Genomic DNA, 22349 nt, shown 5'->3' with positions numbered 1-22349 from the left:
GCCGGGTCAGGCGGCGCCGGGAACGTGCCGCGGCTCGCGCATCGCCTGCGCGACGTGCCCCCCGAGGAAGCCCCCGGCGCCCACCGCGCCCATGCCCGCCAGGCTCAGCAGCGTGCCCAGCCCGGTGCGCCCCGCCCGCCGTGCGCGCCACGAGGCGAACGCCAGGAGGGTGCCGGCGCCCGTGCACGAGGCGTGGACGGCGGCCACGCGCCGGGCGGGCGCGCTGAGCGCCCGGTAGTCGGCGAGTCCCGTGAGAGCTGTCGGCGGCGCCGCCAGCAGACCCAGGCCCACCAGCCGCCGGGCGGCGTCGGCGTGGCCCTGCGGGCGGGTGAGGTCGAGCGCGACCGCGCTCGTCCACAGGCCGATCGGCAGGTCGGTGAGCACGGCGTGCACGGGGTGGCCGACGGACCTGCCGCGCAGCTCGTCGCGCACGCGGCTCGGGCCCGGCACGACGGTGCGCGAGATCCGCTCGTACAGGCCCGCCAGCGGGTCGAGCCCGGGGGAGCGCTCCAGCGCCTCGGCGAGGCGCGGCAGGGGTCGGTCGGCGGACGGTGTGGAGTGGTGGGCGGGCATCGTGCCTCCTCGTGACGCCCTCGGACGTCGCGGCATCGGCCGGGCGCCCGGACTCGACGCCACCCGACGACCGTAGGACGCCCGCCGTCAGCTCGCCGCGGCGGGCGGGCGGTGGTGAGCGGTGGACGACTCCCGTCCGCGGGGCTAGCGTGAGGAACCGGCGTCAGGAAGCGGCACCATCCCTCCTTCTTCATCCGGAGGTCATGATGACGACCACCCCTCCCGTCGACTCCGACCACCCCACCGCGGAGCAGGCCGTCGAGGCGCTCGCGGTCGGGACGAACCTCCTGACCGGCAGCTACCGGGCCGACCTGGCCTCGGGGCGCTGGTGGTGGTCCGACGAGGTCGACGCGATGCTCGGGCACAAGCCCGGCGAGCTCGAGCCCGGCGCGGCGACGCTGGACGGCCGCCTGCACCCGGACGAGCGCGAGCGCGCGGTGCGCGGCGCCGTCCGCACGCTGGCCCTGGGCGGCCCGGTCACGACCGCCCGCCGCGTCGTCGACGCCCACGGCCGGACCCGCACGCTGCTCTTCACGGCCCAGTCCCGCCGGAGCCGCGACGGCGGAGCGTCCGAGGTGGCCGGGTACGTCGTCGACGTGACCCCGGTGCAGCGCGAGGCCGTGCAGCGGGACGTGCGGCGCGCGCTCGACAGCGCGTTCGTCTCCGCCGCGTCCATCGAGCGTGCCAAGGGCGTGCTCATGGCCGTGCACGGGGTGTCGGAGCAGCAGGCCGAGAGCCTGCTCACGGAGGCCGCCGGCGCGACGGGCGCGACCCTGCGGGAGGCGGCCACCCAGATGATGGCCCACCTGGCCGACGCGGACGGGTTCGGCCGTCGGGCGAAGGAAGGGGTGCGCGACGCCCTCGACACGGTGAAGCCGGCCAAGCGGCCCCACGTGCACGAGGCGCAGCTCGCGCGCCGTCGCGCCGCGTGAGGCCACCGCCGGACCGAGGACCGCACGACCGAGGACCGCACGACCGAGGAGGACCGTATGGCTGACGACCAGCAGTCGTTCCCCGCCCAGCAGCAGGACCCGCCGGGGCTGACGAGCGCGATGACCCCGACGCCCGACCACGGCGAGGAGAGCTACCGCGGCTCGGGCCGCATGGACGGCCTGCGGGCCCTGGTGACCGGCGGGGACTCGGGCATCGGCCGCGCCGTCGCGATCGCCTTCGCGCGCGAGGGCGCCGACGTCGCCATCGGCTACCTGCCCGAGGAGGAGGACGACGCGCAGGAGACGGCGCGCTGGGTCCGCGAGGCGGGCCGCGCCGTGGCCCTGCTGCCGGGCGACGTCACGGACGAGGCCACGGCGCGGTCGCTCCCCGACCGGGCGGCCGAGCAGCTCGGCGGCCTCGACGTCCTGGTGAACAACGCGGGGTTCCAGATGGCGCGGCGGGAGTCCGTCGAGGACATCACGACGGACGAGATGGACCGCGTGCTGAAGACGAACCTGTACGCCCTGCTGTGGATCACGCAGTCGGCGCTGAAGCACCTGGGCGAGGGGGCGAGCATCGTCAACAACTCGTCCATCCAGGCGTTCCAGCCCTCGACGTCGCTGCTCGACTACGCGTCGACCAAGGCCGCGATCAACAACCTCACGGTGAACCTGGCGGCCGAGCTGGGGCCGCGGGGGATCCGCGTGAACGCCGTCGCCCCGGGCCCGATCTGGACCCCGTTGCAGCCGGCCACCCAGCCCGAGGAGAAGGTGCAGAAGTTCGGGCAGGACACGCCGCTCGGTCGCGCCGGGCAGCCGGGCGAGGTCGCCCCGGCGTTCGTCTTCCTCTCCTCGCCGCGCGACGCGAGCTACGTCTCGGGCACCGTGCTCGGGGTGACGGGCGGCAAGCCGGTGTTCTGACCCCTCTCGGAACCACCCCTGACCTGGGCAGGGGCTGGCCACCGCCGGACGGTCACGATATTGTGCAGGAGCCCGAACAAACCCGTATCCGGGTGCGCCCGGAGGAAGCAACGAGGCTCCCGATGAGACACCGACCGTCCCCGCGCCGTCACGGCGCCCTCACGCTCGTCGCGGCGGCCGCCGTCGTCGGGCTCACCGCCGCCGGGGCGTCCGCCGCGCCCCGGCCCGCGACGCCGGCGCCCACGTCCAGCGGCGCGTCCGCGCACGACGCCGACGGCGTCAACGGCTACAAGACCCTCGGCTACTACCCGGCCTGGGGTACGGAGACCCACGACTTCGAGGTGGCGGACCTGGCGCGCACGGGCGCCGCGGCCGACCTCACGCACCTCACGTACGCGTTCGGGAACGTCACGTCGGACCTCGTGTGCGACATCACCGACGCCGAGGGGCCGGAGGGGCCCGAGGGCGACCCGCAGAACGACTACCTGCGGATCTTCGGCGCCGAGGACTCCGTGGACGGCGTCGCCGACTCCGCGGACCAGGCGCTCGCCGGCAACTTCAACCAGCTCCGCAAGCTCAAGGCGGCCTACCCCGGGCTCAAGGTCATGATCTCGCTGGGCGGGTGGACCTGGTCCGACCACTTCGCCGAGGCGACCCTGACGGCCGGGTCGCGCGAGCGCCTCGTCGACTCCTGCATCGACACCTACCTCGACGGCGACCTGCCGCAGGTGGGGGCGCAGGGCGGCGCGGGCGTCGCGGCCGGGATCTTCGACGGCTTCGACATCGACTGGGAGTGGCCCGCCGCCGACGGCGAGCACGCGCCCACGTACCCGGACGTCGAGAAGGAGAACTTCCTCGCGTTCATGGAGCTGTTCCGCGAGAAGCTCGACGAGCGCACCGCGACGACGGGCGACGACTACCTGCTGACCGGCTTCGCGCCCGCGGGCTGGGCGCCGCGCACGCAGGGCGGCTGGGACGACCCGCGCCTCGCCGCAGTCGTCGACTTCCTCAACGTGCAGGGCTACGACTACACCGGGCCGTGGGCCGCCACGCAGACGGGCCACCAGGGCAACCTGCACCCGTACAGCAACCCGGACGGGTCGTCGGCCAACTGGGGCCTCGCCGCCGACGGGCTGCTCGGCGCCTACCGCGCCGCCGGGTACGACGGCGACCAGCTGGTGCTCGGCATGGCCGCGTACGGGTACGGCTGGGAGGGCGTCGAGGACGCGACCCCGGGCGCCGCCGCGACCGGCTCCCTCGGGCAGAAGAACTACTCCCAGCTGCACGACCTCGGCCGCGAGTACTACGACGAGACCGCCGCCGCCGGCTACCGGTACGACGGCGACCAGTGGTGGAGCCTCGACACCCCGCGCTCCGTCACCACCAAGGCCGAGTGGCTCGCCGAGAACGGGTACGGCGGCGCCTACTTCTGGGACATCGCGGGCGACTACCGCAACCAGCTCGGGTCGGCGCTCGCCGGCACCCTCCGCGCCGCCACCCCCGGCCCGCAGGTCGTGGGCGAGGGCGCGGACCCCTGGTACGCCACCGGCGTCTACACGAAGGGCGACGTCGTCGCGCACGACGGCGTGGAGTACCGCGCGCAGTGGTGGACGCGGAACCAGGAGCCGGGCGACCCGCACGGGCCGTGGAAGGAGATCGGGCCCCGCGGCACCGTCCCCGCCCCCGCGGCCGCCGACTGCGCGCCCGCGTGGGACGCGGACACCGTCTACCGCAGGGGCGACGTCGTCTCCCGCGCCGGGGTCAACCACACCGCGCTCTGGTACGCCAAGGGCGAGCGGCCCGGTACCGACGTGAACGGCGCCTGGGACGCGGGCGCGCCCTGCGCCTGACGGACCGGCGCGGCACGACGACGCCCGCACCCGGGGGCCGGGTGCGGGCGTCGTCCGTCGTCGTCGCGGTGTCAGCCCTTGACCGGGTCGAGCTGCAGGTAGTCGAGGTTCCAGTTCTGGTAGGCGTCCTCGGGCAGGCTGACGCGCACGGTGTGCGTGCCCTTCGTGAGGCGCTGCACCACGCCGCCGGCCTGGAGCTCCTGCTTGGTGTGGCTGGTCGTGGACCGCACGGCCACCTGCTCGCTCTCCGCGCCGCCGTCGAACGACACCGTGTACGCGCCGGCGGGCGTGTACGGGGAGGAGACCCGCGCGGACAGCTCGTAGGTCCCGGTACGCGGCACCTCGACCTCGTAGGCGAGCCACTCGCCGCCGCGCATCCACGAGACGCGCACGTTGCCGTCCGCGTCGGAGATGTCGACGTCGTCGCCGGGGCGCATGTCGAGCCCGCCGCGGTTACCGGCGTCGGCGTCGTGATAGGCGACGCCCTCGCCGCCGGGCGCGTAGTCCTCGCCCTGCACGCGGACGCTGCCGCGGGGGACGGGGTCGCCCTCGCCGGTGCGGAGCCAGCGCTCGAGCTTCTCCACGTCGTCCGTCTGGATCATCGACGCGCGGTACGTGGTGACGATCCGCTCCCAGCCGCGGCTCGGGTCGACCAGCGACGCCTCGTCGGTCAGGTGGTCGGCCAGGCCGTTCCACATCGAGTTGACCCACACCCGGGACTCCCCGGCCAGGCGGGCGAGGAACGGCGCCCGCACGACGGCGTCCTGCTCCGTGCCGAACACGACCTCGTACCCGACGGGCTGGTCGTCGCCGAACTCCTCGAACGACGCGAGGTTGTCGTCGCTGATCATGTGCAGGTAGAGGGCGCCCGGGTGGGCCTCGCGGAAGGCCTGCACCTCCGCGACCGGCGCGTCCGACTTGAACAGCCCGTTGCGGACCGTGCCCGTGTCGGCGAGGACGTCCCAGATCTCCTCGCGCGCCGGCCACCCCTTGTCGAGGTTGACGAGGCCCCGGTCGACGGCGACCTCCATCGCCTCCGCCAGCGTGGGGACCCGCTCGTCCGTGAGGGCCGTCTGGGCGCCGCCGAGGTGCTCCTTCAGCCGCAGCTCCCGGATCTCCGCGAGCGTGAACGACGAGACCTTGCCGGTGCCGTCCGTGGTGCGGTCCACCGTCTCGTCGTGCATGAGCACGGGCACGCCGTCGGACGTGAGGCGCACGTCGAGCTCGACGACCTCCGCCCCGTCGTCGAACGCCGCCTCGATGGCGGGCAGCGAGTTCTCCGGGGCGTCGCGCCACTGGCCGCGGTGCGCCGCGGTGAGGATCTTCGCCCTGGCGGAGTGGTCCAGCAGGTCGCGGTACGCGCGGTCGGCGGCGGTCCTCCCGCCGTGCCCCGGGCCGCCGTGCGCGAGGGCGGGGGAGGTGCTGGTCGCCGCCGCGGTGGCGGCGTCGGAGCCGGTGGTCGAGGTCGCGGCCGTCGTGCCGCCCACCGCCGCGGCAGCGGTGAGCGCGACGGCGAGCGCGGACGTGGCGGTGCGTCGTAAGCGTGGGGTGGCCATGCCCGCGACGCTAGGAGCGCCAGGCTGCCGGGCGTCGGACCCCCGAGCGACGGCTGGGTGAAGACTGGGCGAACGCCGTGGCCGCGGGACGATTTCGGGTCTGCCGCATCGTTGGGTATCCTCGGTGGGCCGGTCCGTCCGGCGAGGTAGCGTGTCCGAGCGGCCTAAGGAGCACGCCTCGAAAGCGTGTGTGGGTGAAAGTCCACCGTGGGTTCAAATCCCACCGCTACCGCCACCCGAAGGGCCCCACCCGCAGGATTCTGCGGCCGTGGGGTCCTTCGTCGTTCCCAGGTCACCGAAAACTCACCGGATTGCTTCCGGCACTGCGCCATGATGGCTGCATGAGGGGGATCGCATGAGTCTCGATCCCGACGACTCGCGACCGCCCTACCTCCATGTGGCGACGGCGCTCCGCGCTGCGCTCCTGACGCGCAAGATCGAGCCCGGGGACAAACTCCCTAGCCAGAACGAGCTGGCCGAGCGTTACGGCGTCTCCCGGATGACGATCCAGCAGGCGCTGCGTGTCCTCAAGGACGAGTCGCTCGTCGTCTCCCGCCAGGGGAGCGGTGTCTTCGCGCGCGAACGCACGGAGAAGCCGGTCGGCCTGCGGCCCCACATCGAGAAGGCGTTCGAGGCCGACGAGGTCAGCATCGACTTCCTCGGCTACACGGCCGAGACCCTGCACGGCGCGATTGCCGAACCGCTCGACAAGATTCGCGCGGGCCGGCTCACGCCGAAGTCGATCCGGATCCGGAATCTGGTCTCCGACATGACACGCCCCCTCGCGCTGCCCGTGGCGGTCGACGGCGTCGAGCGCGAATCGGCCGCTGCGCGTGCTCGCATGAACGACCTCAGCACCCGCTACATCGGCGGTGTCACCGACGCCGTGGAGGAGCTCGCGGACCTCGGCCTGGTCCCTGACGCCACGGTCGAGACCCGACGATTCACCGCCGCCCCGATGTTCAAGGCGTACGTCATCAACGGTGCCGACGCCTTCTTCGGCTACTACCCGGTCGTCAAGCACGACGTCCGAACAGCAGGCCGCCAGGTGTCCGTCTACGGCCCGATGGGCAAGGACACAGTCCTGTTCCACTGGACCGACGACGGCGACATCGAGGCCGTCGACACCCAGTTCGTCATCGAGACCCGCAACTGGTTCGACAGCGTCTGGAACACCATCGCCGTCGAGGACGCCCAGTGACCGACGCCCGCACTCTGCTCTGGTCCGCACGCGTCGTCCTACTCGACTTCGACGGCCCCGTGACCGCGCTCATGCCTGCCCCGCTCAACAGGCAGGCCGCCGACTCCGCACGTGCAGCCCTGGCCCGACCCGGCATCGAACCCGCCGAGGTGCGTGAGACCTCCGATCATCTTGCGATCATTCGCTGGACCGGCGCCCATGCCCCCGACGCGCTGCCCGCCGTCGAGGAAGTGTGCATCGAAGCCGAGCTCGAAGCCGCCCGCACGTCACAACCAACCCCGGGTGCGCATGAGCTGATCGGAGCGCTCTACGACGCCGGAGTGCCCATCGTCATCGTCACGAACAACGCAGCCGTTGCACGTACTTACGCCGAGCGCTTCGATCTTGCAGGCTGCATTCGCAGCGTGGTTGGACGTCCCGCGCACCAGCCAGAACTGATGAAGCCGAACCCGCCCTCCGTCGAGATCGCCCTGCAGATTGCAGGGGTCCCGCCCCCCGAAGCGGTGTTGATTGGCGACTCGGTATCGGATGTGGTCGTGGTTCAGACAGTGGGAGTTCGAGTGGTTGGCTACGCAAAGAACCCGTGTCGAGGACGGGAGCTAGCGAGAGCCGGAGCAGACGCCCTCGCGGAGACGATCAGCGACGTCGCCTCTTGAGATGACCACGAAACACGTCGTGCCGAGATGCCTCCTTCCTCGCAGGCCACGTCATCTCTGGGTGGCGGGCTAGCCAACCACGCAGCGCATCGAGCAGCCGCGCCGTCGACCGACGATCTGCTGGCCGCGTGACCGGCATCCGGGCGAGCGTGGATCTACGGAAGCCGGGTGAAAAACCTGTAGTCGTCGGTCTTTGACCCTCGCACACCTCCCTACGACGCGACGCAACGTTGCCCGCCCTGCTGAACTGAAGGCATGGCAACCAAGGTCCATCCAACGACCCAGACCGGCACGCGAGGCGAGCTCAAGGCAGCAGTCATCTTCGCGGACATCGGTTGGGCACCCCCGGTGAAGCTCAGCGAGGACATCGGCACCGACTTCATTACCTTCGCCCGCGATACGGCAGCGCCAGAGGACAAGGACGATGCTTGGGATCTAGGCGCTCCTGTCTGCCTCCAGATCAAGGGGAGCCCAAGTGAATATGCGACTCCCGATGCCATTCACAAAGGTGAATCTGGCTGGTGGTTCGCCGAGTCGGAGACGTACCACTTCGACCACTGGCTCTCCTTTGGCCTTCCCTACCTCTTGGTGTTAGTTGACGTGACCAACCAAGTTGCCTATTGGGTCGAGGTTAATGGGGACGCCATTGTCGCTACCGGAAAAGGGCGAAAAATCTTTGTACCCGCCAACCAGAAGGTTGACACGGACAACCTGGATGCCCTAAACAGGATCGCCGTCGCACGCCGCAAGCACACCCTCGAAGGTGCCGTATGGAACGGAAAGCTCAACGACCTTGGACCCGCTGACCGACTCCGAAATGCCCTTGTGCTTCCGCGTCTTGTTGCGCCACATCCCAATAAGTCGGTCAGCAAGCTAGCATTCGAAGAAGCGGCAGCGATGGTAGTGCGGAACCGCTACTCCGAACTTCGACGCCGCGGAAATAGGGGACAATGTCCCAAACCCGAGCAGTGGAAGAACCACAAAGACTGGGGCTGGCGTTTCGTCCACGCGCTGTACGAACTGGTGACTCAGGGGAGCGCAAGCAAGTTCGCGCAGCTCGAAAGCGAGGCTCGTCACCGTTTTGAACGGGACGCTTGCCTCGTTGTTCAAGGCTGCGCCGAGTATGCCAGCGGTAACGTTGCTGGAGCGCTGGCTCCTCTACTACCTAGCAGATCGACTAAACCTGCCGACCGCGGCTGGCTTTATGTCCACAGGGCCGCGTTCCTTCTTGAGCTTGACAAGCCGGATGAGGCCGCTGAAGCTGCGAAGAAGGCCCTCGTCGCAATAAAGGCCCTCGATGGCGACCTTTCAGTCAGTGTGATCCGAGGCGGCGCAGCAGAAGTACTGTATGCCGTCGCCGACTTCGGAGTCGGTGACATCGAAGCTACCGTCACCGCGCAGGACAATGCCGGAACATGGTGGCGCACTCAAGATGTGAGCTGGGCGCTGGAAAAGGATCTCAAGCTCCGGTTCGAGGGTTGGACGGACAACGGAAGTATTCACTTCCTCAACAGCTCCGCCCAAGCCGACCTTTCGGTAGCTGGTTGGAGCGCGGCGTTTAGTGGTTCCTGGGGCTCCTGGCGTCACCTGGCCACCTTGAAGGCCCAACTCACACTCACTTCGACGAACGACGTCGTTCTCCTTGGTGCCGCACTATCCGATCTTGTCCTCATAGGGGAGAAGAAGATCGCGAAGGACGCGGCGAGAAAGATTTGGATGGAAGGTCCCATTGAATCGTTGAATTCACTCGTGAACACGTATGCTTACCGAGCATGGTCGCGGCGTGACGAAGGCGCCGTAATGGCCGTCTTCTCGCAAGCCGGTGACCTACTCAAATCGGAGGCCGCGGACTATGTCGTGCAACGCATCATCGATTTAATCAACACTGATGGGTCGGTGCGGGTTCGCGGCAACGCTTGGAGCTTTCGCTGGAATGAGGTGGATGGCGCACTTCGACGCGTTCTCCGAGCCGCATCTCCAACGTCGCACGAAAGGGTGGCGGAATTTCTTGCGGCCGAGTTCGCCACTTGCGATGAAAGTGTCGCCATCCCTGTTGTCCGTATTGCGAACGAACTCGCGGTGACACAACTTGACCTCACCTGCGTCAACCAACTCCTGGAAGCTGCCACGGTCCGCGGTGACCGCTACGCAATCCACTTGCTCGAGGTCCTTGCTCCGGTGATCCCTGCCGCCGTCTCTGAACTAAGAGCTCGTGCGGAGGCCGGCAATGTGAACGCAATTCGTTCCCTCCTTGTCGCCGGGTCGACGGATCGAAATGACTTCATCATATTCGGTCGGCGTGCCGCGCGGACCGTGCGGACCATGGTGCAAGATGTGGTTGGCGAGGGTGGCACCAGAAAGATGACCGACCACTCTAGCGATCAGCTCGACGATCTCACGCTCGCGGCTTTGAATACCAACGACACCAAGCTTTGGAAGCAGGTCACCGATGCTCTCGAAGCTTGCGTGATTGAGGAAACGCAGCAACAGCGGACTATTCGAAGGCTGGGCGAGCAATTTCAGAACCTTCCCCGACATGTTCAGCGAAAGCTTAGGAGCCTCGTGCCGAGCATTCACGGCACGTCCTTCGGCGTCGGATTCGGTTCCAGTCGCAACGAGTACGCTGCCTCGGTAACTCAGTTGCGCATTGCGGCGGGCACGGTGCCCGATTTTGAAATCGAGGCACTGCTGCTGGCTGAGCGTCGGAGTGACCCCGTTGGCTTTGTGAGGAATCTTGGGGCGTGGAACTCGGCGAGAAAGTTGCCGCTCCTCGCGACTGCAATCGTCGACGATAATCCTAGGGTCCGAGAACATGCCGGCTACAACATCATTAAGCATGCCCGCACATTCCCGGATGACCGCGACCGAGCATTCGCGATCATCCGAAGTGCTCATGCACTGGAGAACGGTGGCGCTCTTGCCGATGGTATCGCCCAAGGGCTTTCGGTATTTCCAGACGAAGGCTTAGCCGACGTGGAGGCCGACCTGCGATCCCACCCATCGGCGGTAATACGAGGGCGGTTTCTTCACGATCACTAGTACGGGTGGCGCGATCTGATGCAATGAAATCGCGAGGTGTGAGGACTCTGGACGTTGGCTGGTTCTGCACACCGGTGATGTCTCGTACCCTGGCGGGAATTGTTCGTGAGGACTTTCCTCACTGCCTCAAGCGCGCGGCTTCGCCGCGCGGGCGTTCGGTCGGGCGGGGCCCGCGCCGCGGGGCCCCGCGCTCCGCTCGCAAGCTCGCTTCGCGCACCCCACGACGCACCCACCCGACCGACCACCCACTCGCACAACGAACAGGGCCCCGAGTTTCCCCGGATCCGGCCTCCATGTCATGACCGGCTAAGGCCTCGCTAGTACTACAGCCGTAAATCGTGACCGTGACCTGCGGCTGGAGATCGGGATGGTCGCCCACGCTCGGCGCCATGCGTCTGCCAGGATTGGATCATGGAAGACGCCCACGGCCGCCCGGCTCGGCGGCCAGGCACACCGCTGACACCGCACGAGACCGCTCTGCTGGAGCTGATCTGCGCAGGAACCTGGCGAGGGGCCGATGAAGCCAGGGCCCAGCTCGTACATGCGCGTTGGGGCGGCAAGGACCACAGCGGCGATGCGTGCTTCCTCATTGACGTCCCTGCCCGGGTAGATACTCCGAGGATCCCATCGCACGCAGGCGGCCCGATCGCCACCCTCGACGTCACTGACGGGGACAAGCCATTTGGCCTGCTCGAGCTGTGGGTCGAGGACGGCCGGCTCCACTCGCTGGATTACAGCATCTTCAGCGACACGGCTGGCGAGGGACTTCCCGAGCTTCACCAGATCGACGGGACCATTGCCAGCGGCGGCACGGAGTAGAGCATGTGAGCCCGACGGCTGTGATCGGTGAGCCGATACCCGTTCGACCATCACGATCTTCGGCTGTAGTACTAGTCCCGCAACCACGGTCGGGCACCTGCACCGCCTGACCGTCCGGCCCCGCACCGACAGCCGAGCATCCGGCCGTCTCCACCCCGCATCAAGGGCGCCTGCGGCGTCGCTCCGCGATGGCCTGCGGCCACCCTTGACACGGGTCTCCGACGACCTCTTGTGCTCCGCTATCGGCACGGCGCCTCCGAGTGTCCCCACCGGCCAAAGTGCCGAGAGGTCGCCGGATTGCTTCCGTTTTGGACGGCGGATCGGTGCCGGCAGGTGCAACCCGATCCAACGGACGAAGCCATAAAACACCAGGTCAGATGCCAGAACGACCCGGACGAGCAGGGTGGGCCAACGCGCCGTTTTCAAGCCCACCGCTACCGCCACCCGAAGGGCCCCACCCGCAGCACGCGGACGTGGGGCCCTTCGTCGTCCCCTACGCCGTTCTCATCGTCAGGTGCGCCGCCGCCCGGCGCGCCCGTTGCTCGTGACCGGCTTGCCTACAGCGGCCTGTTGCGGGCGTTCTGCTCGAGGGAACCGGGTCTTCCAGCCACCCGCGCGGTCAGTTCAGTCGCGCCGGGCGGTCCAGGACTTCCACGTAGCGGATCACGTCGTCGACGACGTCGACGATCAGCATTTCCGGCCACGGCGGCTCCAGCCAAAGGTTCCGGAGCCCGGGCCCCCACGGACCGTCAGGAGCGGGGCCGGTGAAGAAGCTCTGGCAGAGGTCGTCGCCACAGTCGCATCGCTCGGCGACCTCAAGGTCGCCCACGCTCGCCGCGAGCTCCTCCTCGCCCTCCGCGATCAATGCCGCCCGCAGCTCTTCGGCGAATACGGGCCACTGATGGGTAAGACGTTCCATCTCGGCTACCGTCCTCGGCGCTGACGATGCAGCCACCGGCCGATGTCGCGGACGACCTTGCCGAACTCGCGCGCCTTGATGATGTCGGCGCGCACCACGTCTCCGAGCCGGCTCCACGGGGTCCCGGGCAGGGGATCGCCGAGACGACGGATGTGCCGCGGCCGGGGCGACTCGTCATCAACCGACATGTCGAGATCGTAGTGCCGCGTTCCTGCGCTCCCCAGGCAGGGTCCTGCCTGGTGGCGAGACTATGCGGGACGAGAACAGCAGGAGCGCGCAGCGGCCCGAAACCTGCTCCCTAGGCGAAGGTCTTTATCGGCGAACTGGCGATCCTCAGCTCTCGCACAGCTGCGCGAGCTCCGACTTGAACTCCTCCGAGTCTCTGGTGAGGGTGCTCTGCCAGAGCGTGCCGTAGAAGGCGACGTCGGCATCGCGGCGGATGCCGAGCGACCAGACCTGCACGGGCGCGGTCTCGACGCCGGTCCGGTCGTTGACGCGGCTCTGGCCGCCGGCCGTGTACTCGTTCTCGGGACGGAACGGGTCGATGATCCACATCGAGGCCTCCCGGCCGGGCGGGATCGTCACGCGGTCGGACGTCTCGTCGTCCGGCGGTGCGCCGAGCAGCGGGTCGGACGGGAACGTGGCGTCGTACCTCGGGTCGTCGGGGACGGGGCTGAAGCGGTACGCCTCGGGCCTGGTGCTGATCACCTCGACAGGCCAACGGCCCTCGTTGCGCACGGTCTGGACGGCGACGGGCGTCTCGTCCTTCGCGTACACGGCCCAGAATTCCTCGTCCGGGTAGTCGCAGTCGTCCCCGTGCCCCACGCCCGACGACGCCGCCGAGCCCTGGGCCACGGCGGCGGTCCCCGAGACCGCCCACCACGCCACGAGGAGCGCCAGGACGGCGACGACCGCCAGGGCGATCCTCCCGCTCCGACGGCGGAAGCGGACCTTGAACTCGACCACGTCGTCGCTCACGAGCCAGAGAGTAGCGGCCTGCCGCTTCGCCGTCCCCGCGGCCACCGTCCGCACGATGACGAGTGCGTCCTCAACGTCCCAGGGCTCCTCGTGTGTCGGCGGTCTGCGCGTCGGGGGCAGGCTCGGTGGACGGGGCCGGACGCAGGTTTACTTCCCGGCCCCGCCGTCCGAGACTTGTCGGCCGGGGTCGGGCAGCCGACCCTGAAGGACCACTACCGAGGAGACCACCGACGATGGCAGCGCGACGCACGGACGGCTACGAGCTCGCGGGGGCGGACGCGGACGACCGCGGCGACCGTCTGCTGCGGGGGGCGGCGGTCGCGGGCCTGGCGCTGATCCAGGCGGGCGTGGCCGGCCTGTTCGTCAGCGCGTGGTGGCGGCACGTCCTCAACGTCCTCGACGCCCCGTCCGTGGGCGGGGTGGTGTGGCGGCTCCTGACGGCCGGGCTGTTCGTCTGGGTGCTCGTCGCGGAGATCGGCGCCCTTCGCCGTCCCCGCCGGTCGCCCGTACTGGTGATCTCGCTGGCGCTCGCAGCGATGGTCGGCGCCATCCTGCTGGAGACGCTCGCGCCGTTCTAGGCGTCGCCGCGCCAGCAGCATCGCGTGGCGGCACCCAGGACGGTGGTACGCAGGGCGTCGCGGCGTCGACGTAGCACCTGGCGTCAGTTCCGCGCCGTGAACCGTCAGTGGGAACGACGTCGGCGAGCGCGGCGGCGTCATTGCCGACACGTCTTCCACGCCACGTCGTTGCGCCGGTCCTGGCGGGAAAAAGGACCTGACGGGCCCGGGCGCCGCGACCGATCCTGGGGCCGTGCTCCCGACCATCGCCCCCGACACCACCGCCGCCGACGCGCGCGCCCTGCTCGAGTCGCACGGCTGGAGCCTGGTCGGGACGGGCGACTGGGCGTGGGTGCTCGCGTCCCCGGACGGCACGCTGGCGGCGCGGGTCACGCCGTTCGACCCGGCGTTCCGGCTCTTCGCGGACGCGTTCGCCGCGCGGCCGCACTCGTTCGTCGTGCGGATCGACGACGTCGTGCCGCTGCGGCACCGCGGCTACGTCGTCGTCATGGAGCGCCTGCACCCGGCGGACCGGGACCGGGCGCTGCGGCTCGTGCGGTCCCTCGGCGTCACCAGCGCCACCGACGCCCCGCCGCCCGACGACGTGCCCGCCGACCTCGCCGACCACCCCGACGTCGTCGACCTCCGCCGCCGCGTCGAGGACCTGCTCGCCGACGGCGCCCGGCGCTACCGGCTCTGGGGCGGCGCCGACATCCGGCCGGGCAACATCCTGCAGACCGGCGACGGCCGGCTGCGGCTCACCGACCCGGTCTTCGTGCACGGCCCGACGGTCGTCGAGTCGATCCGCGACGCCCGCGCGGAACGGCTCGCCGACTTCTCCCGCGCCGACCTCGAGGACTTCCTGCGCATCCCCGCCTTCGATCCCGGGCCGGGCACCGACGCGTTGCGCGCGGCCCTCGCGGACCTCGTGCTCCCGGAGGATCAGCGCCCGGAATCCTGCCGGCCGACGTCGTAGACGGCGTGCACGGCCGTCGTCGACGGCGTCACCGCCCGCTGCGTCAGGGAGTGCGTGCGGCCGCCGACGAACAGCGGCGTCCCGGACCCGAGGACGACGGGGGACAGGTGCAGCACGAGGACGTCGAGCAGCCCGGCGTCCAGCGCCGACCCGACGGTGAGCCCGCCGCCCATGAGCACGACGTCGCGGTCGTCGCCGGCCTCCGCGGACAGCTGGTGCGCGGCCGCGCGGGCCTGCGCCACGGCGTCGTGCAGCCCGGTCGTGACGAAGGTCCAGAACGCGAGCCGCGTGCGCGTGGGGGCGTGGTGCGTGACGACGAAGAACGGCGGCGTCCCCACCTCGCGCGCGCCGTAGCCCACCTCGTCGTTCCAGCCCTGCGGGCCGTCGACGACGTCGAACAGGTGCCGCCCGAGCACGACGGCGCCGCTGCGCTCGGTGGCGGTGCGGAGCTGCTCCCGGTCGACGGGGTCGTCGCTGAACGCCCAGGTGTGCAGGGCCTCGCCGCCGTCGCCCAGACCGTTCTCGGGACCCGGGTGGGGCCCGGTGACGTACCCGTCGAGGGAGATCGAGATGTCGCCCACCACTCTGGTCATGCAGGGTGGACCGCCCCGGCGGCGCGGAGTCATCGACCCGTGGTCGTCGAACCTCGGGATCAGCCGGCGGCGGCGAGGAACGTGTCGACCGCGCCGCGCGACCGCAGCCGGTGGAACGCCAGGTGCGCGTGGGCGGGGTCGGCCATCGCCGTGCCGTACCGCTCGGGGTAGCGCCCCACCTGGTCCCACGACCAGCGCACGATGCCGTCCCTGCGCCAGGGCGCGAGGACGTCGCGCCACCGCTGCCGGTTGCCGGTGCCCGGCCAGAGCTCCGTGCGGTCCACGGCGCGCGCCAGCGTGCGCCGGTACACCTGCGCCATGACGACCGGCCTCGGCGGGTCGAGCCAGACGACGGCGTCCGCCCGTGCCCAGATCTCCGCCTGCAGGGCGGAGTAGTTGCCGTCGATCACCCACGCGTCGCCGCCGATCTCGCGCCGGGCGTCTGCCAGGAACTCCTCGCGCGGACGGGGCGTCCAGTCCGGGCCCCAGAACAGCGCGTCCAGCTCCACGCGCCGCACGTTCAGCCGTGCCGCCAGCTCCCGGGCGAGGGTCGACTTGCCGGACCCTGCCGCACCGACCACCGACACCCTGCGCACCCGCGGCAACCTAGCAGGAGCAGGCGGTCGAACCAGGCCGGCTCAGGGCGTGATCTCGATCGAGGCGGACGGGTTCATCGGGCACTGCATGCTCGGGTCGATCTCGCACAGGGTCTTGGCGTTCTCGAGGTCCACCGAGATCTCGGCCGGCCCCGGCGGCATGTCCTCCGGCACGACGACGGTGGTCCGCGCGGCGCCGTCCTCGTCCGGGTCGACGACGACGAGGTCGGCCGAGTAGTAGTGGCTGCCGACGTCGTCGTTTCCCGTGCCGTCAACCAGCGACATGATCGAGATCTCGTACCGGGCGTGGTCCGGCAGCTCCGTGGAGCAGTCCAGGCCGCCGACCCCGTCGATCCGGACGTCCACCTCGTCGCCCGGGCCCACGCTCGTCGGCGTGACCACCGGGTCGCTCGCGTTGCAGTACGCGTTCTGCGGGAAGACCCCGCACCCGGACGACAACCCTGTCGTCGCGAGGAGGGCGACGACGCCCAGCGCGGTGCGGCGGGCGGGGCGGAGGAGCGGGGGCGACGTCGGTGTCGGCACGCGCCCAACGTAGTGGCTCGGGGCGCCCGTCGTCCCGAGTGCGGCCGCTTGCTAGGGTCGGCATCATCGGTCAAGGAACGGCCGGTGCAGTCGATCCGGTCGGAGGCGACCTTTGCCCGTAGACACCCTGGCAGCCGAGGCGCAGACGCTCGAGCCCCCGCGCCTGGTCGGTCAGTTCAGGCTCGAGCCGGCGTCGGACCGGTGGACCTGGACGGACGAGGTGTACGCCCTGCACGGGTTCGCCCCGCACGAGGTGGTGCCCACCACCGGGCTGGTGCTCTCCCACGTCCACGCGGAGGACCGCGAGCGCACCGGTGAGGCGCTCGCCGCGGCGATGCGCACGGGCGAGGCGTTCTCCGTCGTCCACCGGCTGCTCGACGCCCGCGGACGCGAGCTCACGATCGCCGTCGTCGGCCGCGGCGTGCGTGCCGAACAGGGTCCGGGCGCCTTCGCGCTCGAGGGGTACTTCGTCGACCTCACCGCCGTCGTCGCCGAGCGCGCCCACGCGCGCGCGACGGCCGACATCCGGGCGTCGGCCGAGAGCCGCGGGGTGATCGAGCAGGCGAAGGGCATGGTCGCCGTGCTCTACGACGTGGACCCCGCCACCGCGTTCCAGGTGATGCGCCGGACCTCCAACGACCACAACGTCCCGATCCGCGACCTCGCGCAGGCCATCGTCGCCGTCGCGCACCGCCAGGACCTGGACCGTCGCTCGGCGGTCCGCGGGCTGCTCGCGGCGCCCCGCACGGACTGAGGGCTCAGGCCTCGTCGGCGGTGTGCGACTGGACGGGCTCGTGCCCGTCCCCGGCGAGCGACAGCCGTCGGGCCACGACGTCGTCCGCCACGGCCTCGAGCGTCGTGCCCTGCACGAACGCGTGGGCGCGGAGCACCGCGAGCGCGTCCGGCGGCGACAGGCGCAGCTGGATGGAGACCATCCCCGTGGCCTGGTGCACCTGTGCCCGGGTGGACGACCCGTCCTCGTCGAGCTCGCCGAGGACGGCGGTGCCCACGGCGTCGGCGAGGAACTGCGCGTCCTCGAGGCTGCGGGCCAAGGCCCCCACCACGTAGAGCCCCAGCGCGCCGACGGGGACCCCGCCCACGCGCATCGGCACGGCGTACCAGGTGGCGTCCTCGACGTGCTCGTCCCCGGCGGCGAAGAGGGAGAAGACGTCGCCGGCCCCGGCGCTCGGGCGCAGCGGGGTGACCACGATCCGGTCCTCCGCGATCGCGGTGTGCCCGGGACCGTCGCCCAGCAGCTCCTGGATGCTGCTGAGCTCGGCCGACGCCCCTCCGGAGGTGGTGATCGTCAGCTGCTCGCCGGGCGGTGCGGCCACCGTCACGGTGCCGCCCTGCGCTCCCAGGACGTCGAAGCACGCGCGGCACAGCCGTGTCGCGGGGGTGAGCTCGGCGCCCTCGACCTCGGTCAGGGCGCGGGCGAGGAGTCCCAGAAGCTCGGAGGTGTTCACCGGGGGCTCCGTCCTGTCGCTCCGGACCCAGTGTCCCACCGTCGGCTCACGCACGTGTCGAGGCGTCGCGCGCGGACGGGCCGCCCCGCGGTGGCGCGGCGGTGCTGGCCTCGGGCGTCAGCGATCCGACCCGCCGATGACGTCGTCCTCGCCGCCGAGGACGAGGGACCGGACGACCGTGTCGGCCACCTCCCGCAGGGGGAGGTCACGCCCCTGCGATGCGGTCAGGAGCACCCGCCGGGCGTCGTCCTCGGTGCAGTCGTTCGCCGCCATCAGCACCCCGACGGCGCGCTCGACGGCGACGTCGTCGGCGATCTTCCGGTGGAGGGCGGCGACGGCCGCCCCGAGGTCGGCGAACTGGAGCTGGAGGCGCACCGCGTCCGCGGTCAGCAGGGCGTAGGCGGTGCAGGTCGAGACGAAGTCCGCGGGCCAGTCCCCGCCCGTGCGCGAGTACACGTTGAGCGCGACCTGGACCCCGGGCCCGACCACGGCCGGCGCGCCGAGCGCCTGCACGAACCCCGCCTCCTTCGCCGCCGTGGCCCAGGCCTCCCAGCGGGCGGGCGCCGTGGCGACGTCGGTGGTGAGGGCCTCCCGCACCCGCATCGCGTCGATGCAGGGCCCCGTGTCCGCGCGGGCCTCGGCCTGGTCGCAGCGCGCCGCGGCGCGGGAGCTGCTCCCCGCCTTGAGGGAGATGCCGTGCTCGCGGATCGACACGCTGACCTCGATACCGTGCCCGAGGACCAGCGCCGCGCGGGTGGCGCACTCGTCCAGGTACTGCGAGAGGGTCATGACAGGCACGGTACCCGGGAGTCGGGGGTGCCTGCGCCCCCGGCCGTGGGGCGGTCGGGGGCGCCGTTCGCCCGGGGTCAGCGACGCCCGGTGAGGCGGTCGACCTGGAAGAGCGTCGTGGTGCCCGACACCTCGTTCGCGACGGCGAGCAGCGGCCGGTGCGTGGGGGATCCGGAGGCGGGGACGAACGCCAGCCCCTCGGGGCCGAGGTCGCCGGCGCCGGCGAGCGCGGCGGTGGGGTCGGCCCCGTCCTCGATCGCGTCCTCGACGGACACGGAGTAGTCGCGGTTCGAGACGTAGGTGACGAACTCGGAGCGCTGCGGCCGCGTGACGTCGTAGACCATCACGCCGCCGGCGCGCTCCAGCCCCACGAACGCGTAGGTGCGGCCCGAGACCTCGCCGATCGCGAGGTTCTCCGGCTCGGGGCCCTTGTCGTCGCTGCGGCCGTCGCCCTTGGTCTCGGTGTGGTTGGTGTTGAACGCGTCGCCGAGGGCCCCGGCGGTCACCTGCTCGAACTGGTCGCCGGAGTCGAAGACGAGGTCGCCGTCCGTGGTCCACACGGAGAAGGACCGGCCGCCGAACGAGTAGAGCTGCTCGTAGCAAGAGCCGTCGGCGCGCAGCCCGGACGCGGTGGTGACGGTGAGGCGGCCCAGGTCGGCGTCGCCCCGCAGGCCGAACGCGGGGGAGTCGGCGCAGACCGGCGCGAGGCCGCCCTTGCCGAGGTCCTTGACCCGTGCGGGCTCGGCGTAGTCGCCCCACTCGCGGGCGTCGCCCTCGTTCGCGGTGACGAGGTAGGTCCGGCCGTGCGAGGTGTACGACGCGATCCCGTCGGGCATGTACAGCCCGTGGACCGGCACCTCGCGGATCGCGGCGACGCCGTCCTTGTCGGACGGGTCGATGCCCTGGCCGGGCACCGAGTGGTCCTTGCTGCCGAGCGACCACAGGTCGGTGGTGCGGGCGCTGCGCAGGTCCACCTCGGCGACGGCGTTCGCCTCCTGCAGCGCGACGTACGCGGTGCGGGAGTCCTTCGACACCGTCACGTACTCCGGCTCGAGGTTGCGCGACACGCGGTGCTCCAGCGACCCGTCCGGGCCGGCCACGTCCGGCCCGAAGACCCGCACCCCCTCGGGGAGCGCGTCGCCCTCGAAGGCGTGGAACGTCGCGGTGCGCACGGCCGACTGCTCGACCGCCGGCCCCTTCGTGCCCGACCCCTTGCCGGACACGCGGTCGGGGAGCGCGACGACGGACACGGTGCCCTCGGGGTCCACGCCGAAGTCGTCGGCGGGCTCGCCCTCGTTCGCGACGACGGCGCTGCGCCCGTCGGGCGTGATCGTCACCATGTCGGGCAGGGCGCCGACGCGCCACGCGCCGAGGGCCCGGCCGTCGCCGGCGGCGTCGAACAGCACGAGCCAGCCGTCGGAGACCTTGTCGGGGGACTCGACGGCGACCACGCCGAGGCCGTCGGGCCGGACGGCCACCGAGTTCGCGATCGCGCCGTCGGGCACGGTGGTGCCGTCGGCGGCCCGCACGCCCGTGGTCCGGAGCGCGAAGAGCTGGCGCGGCGCCGACGGCCGCGCGACGTCGAGCACGGTGACCTCGCCCGCCTGCGCGTCCACCGAGAACAGGCGCTGCGAGCGCGCGTGGTAGGCGACGATCTCCGCCGCCGAACGGTCGAAGACCCCCGTGGCGTACGAGCCGAGCGGCGAGAGGGCGATGCGGGCGTCGTCGGCGGACGTCGTCACCGGCTGCGCGACGACGCCCGCGCCGGGCTGCGTGTCGCGGTGGGCCGACGCGGTGAGCGCGAGGGGCACGGCCAGCGCGACGGCGAGGGTCGTCGCGCAGGCTCCGACGACGGCGCGCCGCCGGGGCCGGGGGGTGAGGTGGTCGGGCACCGGGGTGCGGGCGTTGCGCAAGGGGTCCTCCGTGGCGGGCCGGTGGCGCGCGCCTGCGCGCCCTCGGGGTGACCGTAGGGAGGACGGATGGCCGCCCGGGGAGGCCGCGGTGAACGCGCGCCGGCCTGCCGGTGAACGCCTGGCTCAGGCGGTCGCGTCGCCGGCGACGTCGCGCACGCCGTCGCGCCCGAGCTGCGCGATCCGCCAGACCGCGCCCCCGAGGAGCACGACGAGCGCGAGGTTGCGCAGCCCCTCGACGGCGATCATCGCGGGCTCGCCGGCGAGGAACTCCCCGTAGGCGACGGGGTAGACGATCTGCGTGCCGAGCGCGGCGAGCAAGGCCCCGACGGCGGGCGGTCCCCAGAGCCGGCGCGTGCCGGGGCCGGCCAGCGCGAGCGCGGCGGCCAGCGGCGGCCCGATCCACGCGACGAACTGGGGCGACCCCACCTTGTTGAACACGATGAGCGCGAGCAGCAGGGCGGCGGTGCTGAGCAGCAGGATGTCGCCGGCGTGGTCGGGGCGGCGGTGCGCCGTCCACCAGGTGAGGGCGGCGAGCAGGAGCACCACGAGGGGCAGCAGCCAGTCGAGGGCCGTGGCGACCTGCCGGGCGGCCTCGCCCTGCACCTCGTACGTGTAGATGACGTCGTTGTAGTCGATCCGCACGGTCGGGTCCCACAGGCGCGCCACGCTGAACCAGGTCGCGAACACGGACTCGGCCTGCAGCGTGCGGGCCTCCTGCTGGCCGAAGACGGAGAACGCGCGCTCGCCCGCGCCGCCCGCGAGGGCGAGCCCGACGACGACCACGCTGACGGCCGCCCCCGGCACGACGACGTGCCGCAGCAGGTCCCGCCAGCGCGCGCGGGTGGCGGCCAGGGCCACGACGACGGCGCCGGGCGCGATCTTGATCCACGCCCCGGCGGTGGCGACCGCCGTCGCGAGCGCCGGGCGGCGGGAGGCGACGACCAGCGCGACGAGGATGAGCGGCGCGACGACGCCGTCGAGCCGCCCCACGAAGATCGGGCCGAGCGCGACGAGGAACGCGAGCCACCACCAGGCGCCGAGCACGCCGCGCGGGGCGGACCGCACCAGCACGATCGTGGCGACGGCGTCGAGCGCCACGACCATCGCCGTCCAGACGATCTCGTACCCCAGGACGCCGTGCGACAGGAGGGCGGGCAGCGTGACCGGGACGAGCGCGCCGGCGGGGTACACCCAGTCGTAGTCGAGCACGGGCCACTGCCCGGTGGTGAGGCCGTGGCGGGCCCACCACTCGTACAGCGTCACGTCGCCGTAGATGGTGTTCCCCCAGGTGATCGCCTGGTTCACCACCCACGCGTGGACCGCGACGAAGCCGAGCGCCAGCAGCCACGGGGACCTCAGCACGGCGCCGAGGGGACCGGGGTCTCGCCGCGCGGAGGGCGGCTGCGTGGTGGGCACGACCGACATCGTGGCAGACCGGCCTCGGAGGCGGCCCCGGACGCAGGCGGGGATGC

22 protein-coding genes and 1 tRNA gene are annotated in these 22349 nt (G+C 71.5%); 11 read left to right on the top strand and 12 right to left on the bottom strand.

Annotated features, from left to right (window positions below; translation table 11 throughout):
• Positions 1-6: 6 nt before the first annotated feature.
• Positions 7-573, bottom strand: a complete 567-nt coding sequence (locus ACFU5J_RS10030) for a DUF2231 domain-containing protein (protein WP_430576835.1) — start codon at positions 571-573, stop codon at positions 7-9.
• A gap of 206 nt (positions 574-779) precedes the next feature.
• Here ACFU5J_RS10030 and ACFU5J_RS10025 point away from each other — a divergent pair, with 206 nt between their 5' ends.
• From ACFU5J_RS10025 to ACFU5J_RS10015, 3 genes are all read left to right on the top strand, one after another.
• Positions 780-1505: a PAS and ANTAR domain-containing protein gene (locus ACFU5J_RS10025; RefSeq protein WP_430576834.1), complete on the top strand. Its 726-nt coding sequence runs from the start codon at positions 780-782 to the stop codon at positions 1503-1505.
• Between the two features lie 57 nt (positions 1506-1562).
• The gene (locus ACFU5J_RS10020) at positions 1563-2426 is read left to right on the top strand and encodes an SDR family oxidoreductase (RefSeq protein ID WP_430578621.1); all 864 of its coding nucleotides are present in this window, start codon (positions 1563-1565) and stop codon (positions 2424-2426) included.
• A gap of 122 nt (positions 2427-2548) precedes the next feature.
• Entirely contained in the window at positions 2549-4276 is a 1728-nt protein-coding gene (locus tag ACFU5J_RS10015) for a glycosyl hydrolase family 18 protein (RefSeq protein ID WP_430578620.1), read from the top strand.
• A gap of 71 nt (positions 4277-4347) precedes the next feature.
• Here the strand turns inward: ACFU5J_RS10015 and ACFU5J_RS10010 are convergent, their stop codons facing one another.
• A complete protein-coding gene (locus ACFU5J_RS10010; RefSeq protein WP_430578619.1) occupies positions 4348-5832 on the bottom strand; it encodes a glycerophosphodiester phosphodiesterase family protein in 1485 nt (494 codons plus the stop codon).
• Positions 5833-5977: 145 nt separating this feature from the next.
• Here ACFU5J_RS10010 and ACFU5J_RS10005 point away from each other — a divergent pair.
• The 5 genes from ACFU5J_RS10005 to ACFU5J_RS09985 all read left to right on the top strand — a co-directional run bounded on the left by ACFU5J_RS10005 (position 5978) and on the right by ACFU5J_RS09985 (position 11547).
• A tRNA-Ser gene (locus ACFU5J_RS10005) sits at positions 5978-6067 on the top strand.
• A gap of 162 nt (positions 6068-6229) precedes the next feature.
• A complete protein-coding gene (locus tag ACFU5J_RS10000; RefSeq protein WP_430578618.1) occupies positions 6230-7033 on the top strand; it encodes a GntR family transcriptional regulator in 804 nt (267 codons plus the stop codon).
• Complete coding sequence (locus ACFU5J_RS09995; protein ID WP_430578617.1) at positions 7030-7689, top strand: HAD family hydrolase; 660 nt, start codon at positions 7030-7032, stop codon at positions 7687-7689. The genes ACFU5J_RS10000 and ACFU5J_RS09995 overlap by 4 nt, the downstream gene beginning before the upstream one ends.
• A 255-nt stretch (positions 7690-7944) precedes the next feature.
• Positions 7945-10728, top strand: a complete 2784-nt coding sequence (locus ACFU5J_RS09990; protein ID WP_430578616.1) for a DUF4365 domain-containing protein — start codon at positions 7945-7947, stop codon at positions 10726-10728.
• 411 nt (positions 10729-11139) lie between these two features.
• On the top strand, positions 11140-11547 hold the full coding sequence (locus tag ACFU5J_RS09985) for a hypothetical protein (protein ID WP_430578615.1): 408 nt from the start codon (positions 11140-11142) through the stop codon (positions 11545-11547).
• A 619-nt stretch (positions 11548-12166) separates the two neighbouring features.
• Here the strand turns inward: ACFU5J_RS09985 and ACFU5J_RS09980 are convergent.
• The 3 genes from ACFU5J_RS09980 to ACFU5J_RS09970 form a co-directional block, all read right to left on the bottom strand.
• On the bottom strand, positions 12167-12466 hold the full coding sequence (locus tag ACFU5J_RS09980) for a hypothetical protein (protein WP_430578614.1): 300 nt from the start codon (positions 12464-12466) through the stop codon (positions 12167-12169).
• Positions 12467-12471: 5 nt separating this feature from the next.
• Positions 12472-12654 carry a hypothetical protein gene (locus ACFU5J_RS09975; RefSeq protein WP_430578613.1) on the bottom strand — a complete coding sequence of 61 codons (183 nt, stop codon included), beginning with the start codon at positions 12652-12654 and terminating at the stop codon, positions 12472-12474.
• 145 nt (positions 12655-12799) lie between these two features.
• On the bottom strand, positions 12800-13444 hold the full coding sequence (locus tag ACFU5J_RS09970; RefSeq protein ID WP_430578612.1) for a hypothetical protein: 645 nt from the start codon (positions 13442-13444) through the stop codon (positions 12800-12802).
• 233 nt (positions 13445-13677) lie between these two features.
• On the opposite strand from ACFU5J_RS09970, the gene ACFU5J_RS09965 reads away from it, so the two are divergent.
• A complete protein-coding gene (locus ACFU5J_RS09965; protein WP_430578611.1) occupies positions 13678-14022 on the top strand; it encodes a hypothetical protein in 345 nt (114 codons plus the stop codon).
• Positions 14023-14254: 232 nt separating this feature from the next.
• Positions 14255-14977: a hypothetical protein gene (locus ACFU5J_RS09960; protein WP_430578610.1), complete on the top strand. Its 723-nt coding sequence runs from the start codon at positions 14255-14257 to the stop codon at positions 14975-14977.
• Here the strand turns inward: ACFU5J_RS09960 and ACFU5J_RS09955 are convergent.
• The 3 genes from ACFU5J_RS09955 to ACFU5J_RS09945 are packed head-to-tail and all read right to left on the bottom strand — an operon-like array spanning position 14944 to position 16709.
• Entirely contained in the window at positions 14944-15570 is a 627-nt protein-coding gene (locus ACFU5J_RS09955; protein WP_430578609.1) for a dihydrofolate reductase family protein, read from the bottom strand. The genes ACFU5J_RS09960 and ACFU5J_RS09955 overlap by 34 nt on opposite strands.
• Before the next feature lie 59 nt (positions 15571-15629).
• Complete coding sequence (locus ACFU5J_RS09950) at positions 15630-16166, bottom strand: toxin (RefSeq protein WP_430578608.1); 537 nt, start codon at positions 16164-16166, stop codon at positions 15630-15632.
• A 42-nt stretch (positions 16167-16208) separates the two neighbouring features.
• Positions 16209-16709 carry a hypothetical protein gene (locus ACFU5J_RS09945; protein WP_430578607.1) on the bottom strand — a complete coding sequence of 167 codons (501 nt, stop codon included), beginning with the start codon at positions 16707-16709 and terminating at the stop codon, positions 16209-16211.
• Positions 16710-16821: 112 nt separating this feature from the next.
• Between ACFU5J_RS09945 and ACFU5J_RS09940 the strand changes: the two genes are divergently transcribed.
• Positions 16822-17463, top strand: a complete 642-nt coding sequence (locus tag ACFU5J_RS09940) for a PAS and ANTAR domain-containing protein (RefSeq protein WP_430576814.1) — start codon at positions 16822-16824, stop codon at positions 17461-17463.
• 4 nt (positions 17464-17467) lie between these two features.
• Here ACFU5J_RS09940 and ACFU5J_RS09935 read toward each other — a convergent pair whose 3' ends face one another.
• The 4 genes from ACFU5J_RS09935 to ACFU5J_RS09920 form a co-directional block, all read right to left on the bottom strand.
• Positions 17468-18175, bottom strand: a complete 708-nt coding sequence (locus tag ACFU5J_RS09935) for an ANTAR domain-containing protein (RefSeq protein WP_430578606.1) — start codon at positions 18173-18175, stop codon at positions 17468-17470.
• 117 nt (positions 18176-18292) lie between these two features.
• The gene (locus tag ACFU5J_RS09930; protein ID WP_430576812.1) at positions 18293-18964 is read right to left on the bottom strand and encodes an ANTAR domain-containing protein; all 672 of its coding nucleotides are present in this window, start codon (positions 18962-18964) and stop codon (positions 18293-18295) included.
• A 77-nt stretch (positions 18965-19041) separates the two neighbouring features.
• On the bottom strand, positions 19042-20877 hold the full coding sequence (locus ACFU5J_RS09925; protein WP_430578605.1) for a choice-of-anchor I family protein: 1836 nt from the start codon (positions 20875-20877) through the stop codon (positions 19042-19044).
• Between the two features lie 123 nt (positions 20878-21000).
• Positions 21001-22293, bottom strand: coding sequence for a glycosyltransferase family 87 protein (locus tag ACFU5J_RS09920; protein ID WP_430576810.1), 1293 nt, complete (start codon positions 22291-22293; stop codon positions 21001-21003).
• Positions 22294-22349 lie beyond the last annotated feature (56 nt).

The sequence above is a fragment of the Isoptericola sp. NPDC057559 genome, from assembly GCF_042801555.1.
Lineage (GTDB): Bacteria > Actinomycetota > Actinomycetes > Actinomycetales > Cellulomonadaceae > Isoptericola.
The sequence above is the reverse complement of the archived record's forward strand: the minus strand, read 5'-3'. Positions and strand labels throughout refer to the sequence as shown.

Coding starts and splice junctions, on each gene's coding strand:
- ACFU5J_RS10010 (WP_430578619.1), bottom strand. CDS start 5,832: ATGGCCACCCCACGCTTACGACGCACCGCCACGTCCGCGCTCGCCGTC.
- ACFU5J_RS09955 (WP_430578609.1), bottom strand. CDS start 15,570: ATGACCAGAGTGGTGGGCGACATCTCGATCTCCCTCGACGGGTACGTC.
- ACFU5J_RS10015 (WP_430578620.1), top strand. CDS start 2,549: ATGAGACACCGACCGTCCCCGCGCCGTCACGGCGCCCTCACGCTCGTC.
- ACFU5J_RS09965 (WP_430578611.1), top strand. CDS start 13,678: ATGGCAGCGCGACGCACGGACGGCTACGAGCTCGCGGGGGCGGACGCG.
- ACFU5J_RS09990 (WP_430578616.1), top strand. CDS start 7,945: ATGGCAACCAAGGTCCATCCAACGACCCAGACCGGCACGCGAGGCGAG.
- ACFU5J_RS10025 (WP_430576834.1), top strand. CDS start 780: ATGACGACCACCCCTCCCGTCGACTCCGACCACCCCACCGCGGAGCAG.
- ACFU5J_RS09980 (WP_430578614.1), bottom strand. CDS start 12,466: ATGGAACGTCTTACCCATCAGTGGCCCGTATTCGCCGAAGAGCTGCGG.
- ACFU5J_RS09975 (WP_430578613.1), bottom strand. CDS start 12,654: ATGTCGGTTGATGACGAGTCGCCCCGGCCGCGGCACATCCGTCGTCTC.
- ACFU5J_RS10020 (WP_430578621.1), top strand. CDS start 1,563: ATGGCTGACGACCAGCAGTCGTTCCCCGCCCAGCAGCAGGACCCGCCG.
- ACFU5J_RS10030 (WP_430576835.1), bottom strand. CDS start 573: ATGCCCGCCCACCACTCCACACCGTCCGCCGACCGACCCCTGCCGCGC.
- ACFU5J_RS09985 (WP_430578615.1), top strand. CDS start 11,140: ATGGAAGACGCCCACGGCCGCCCGGCTCGGCGGCCAGGCACACCGCTG.
- ACFU5J_RS09930 (WP_430576812.1), bottom strand. CDS start 18,964: ATGACCCTCTCGCAGTACCTGGACGAGTGCGCCACCCGCGCGGCGCTG.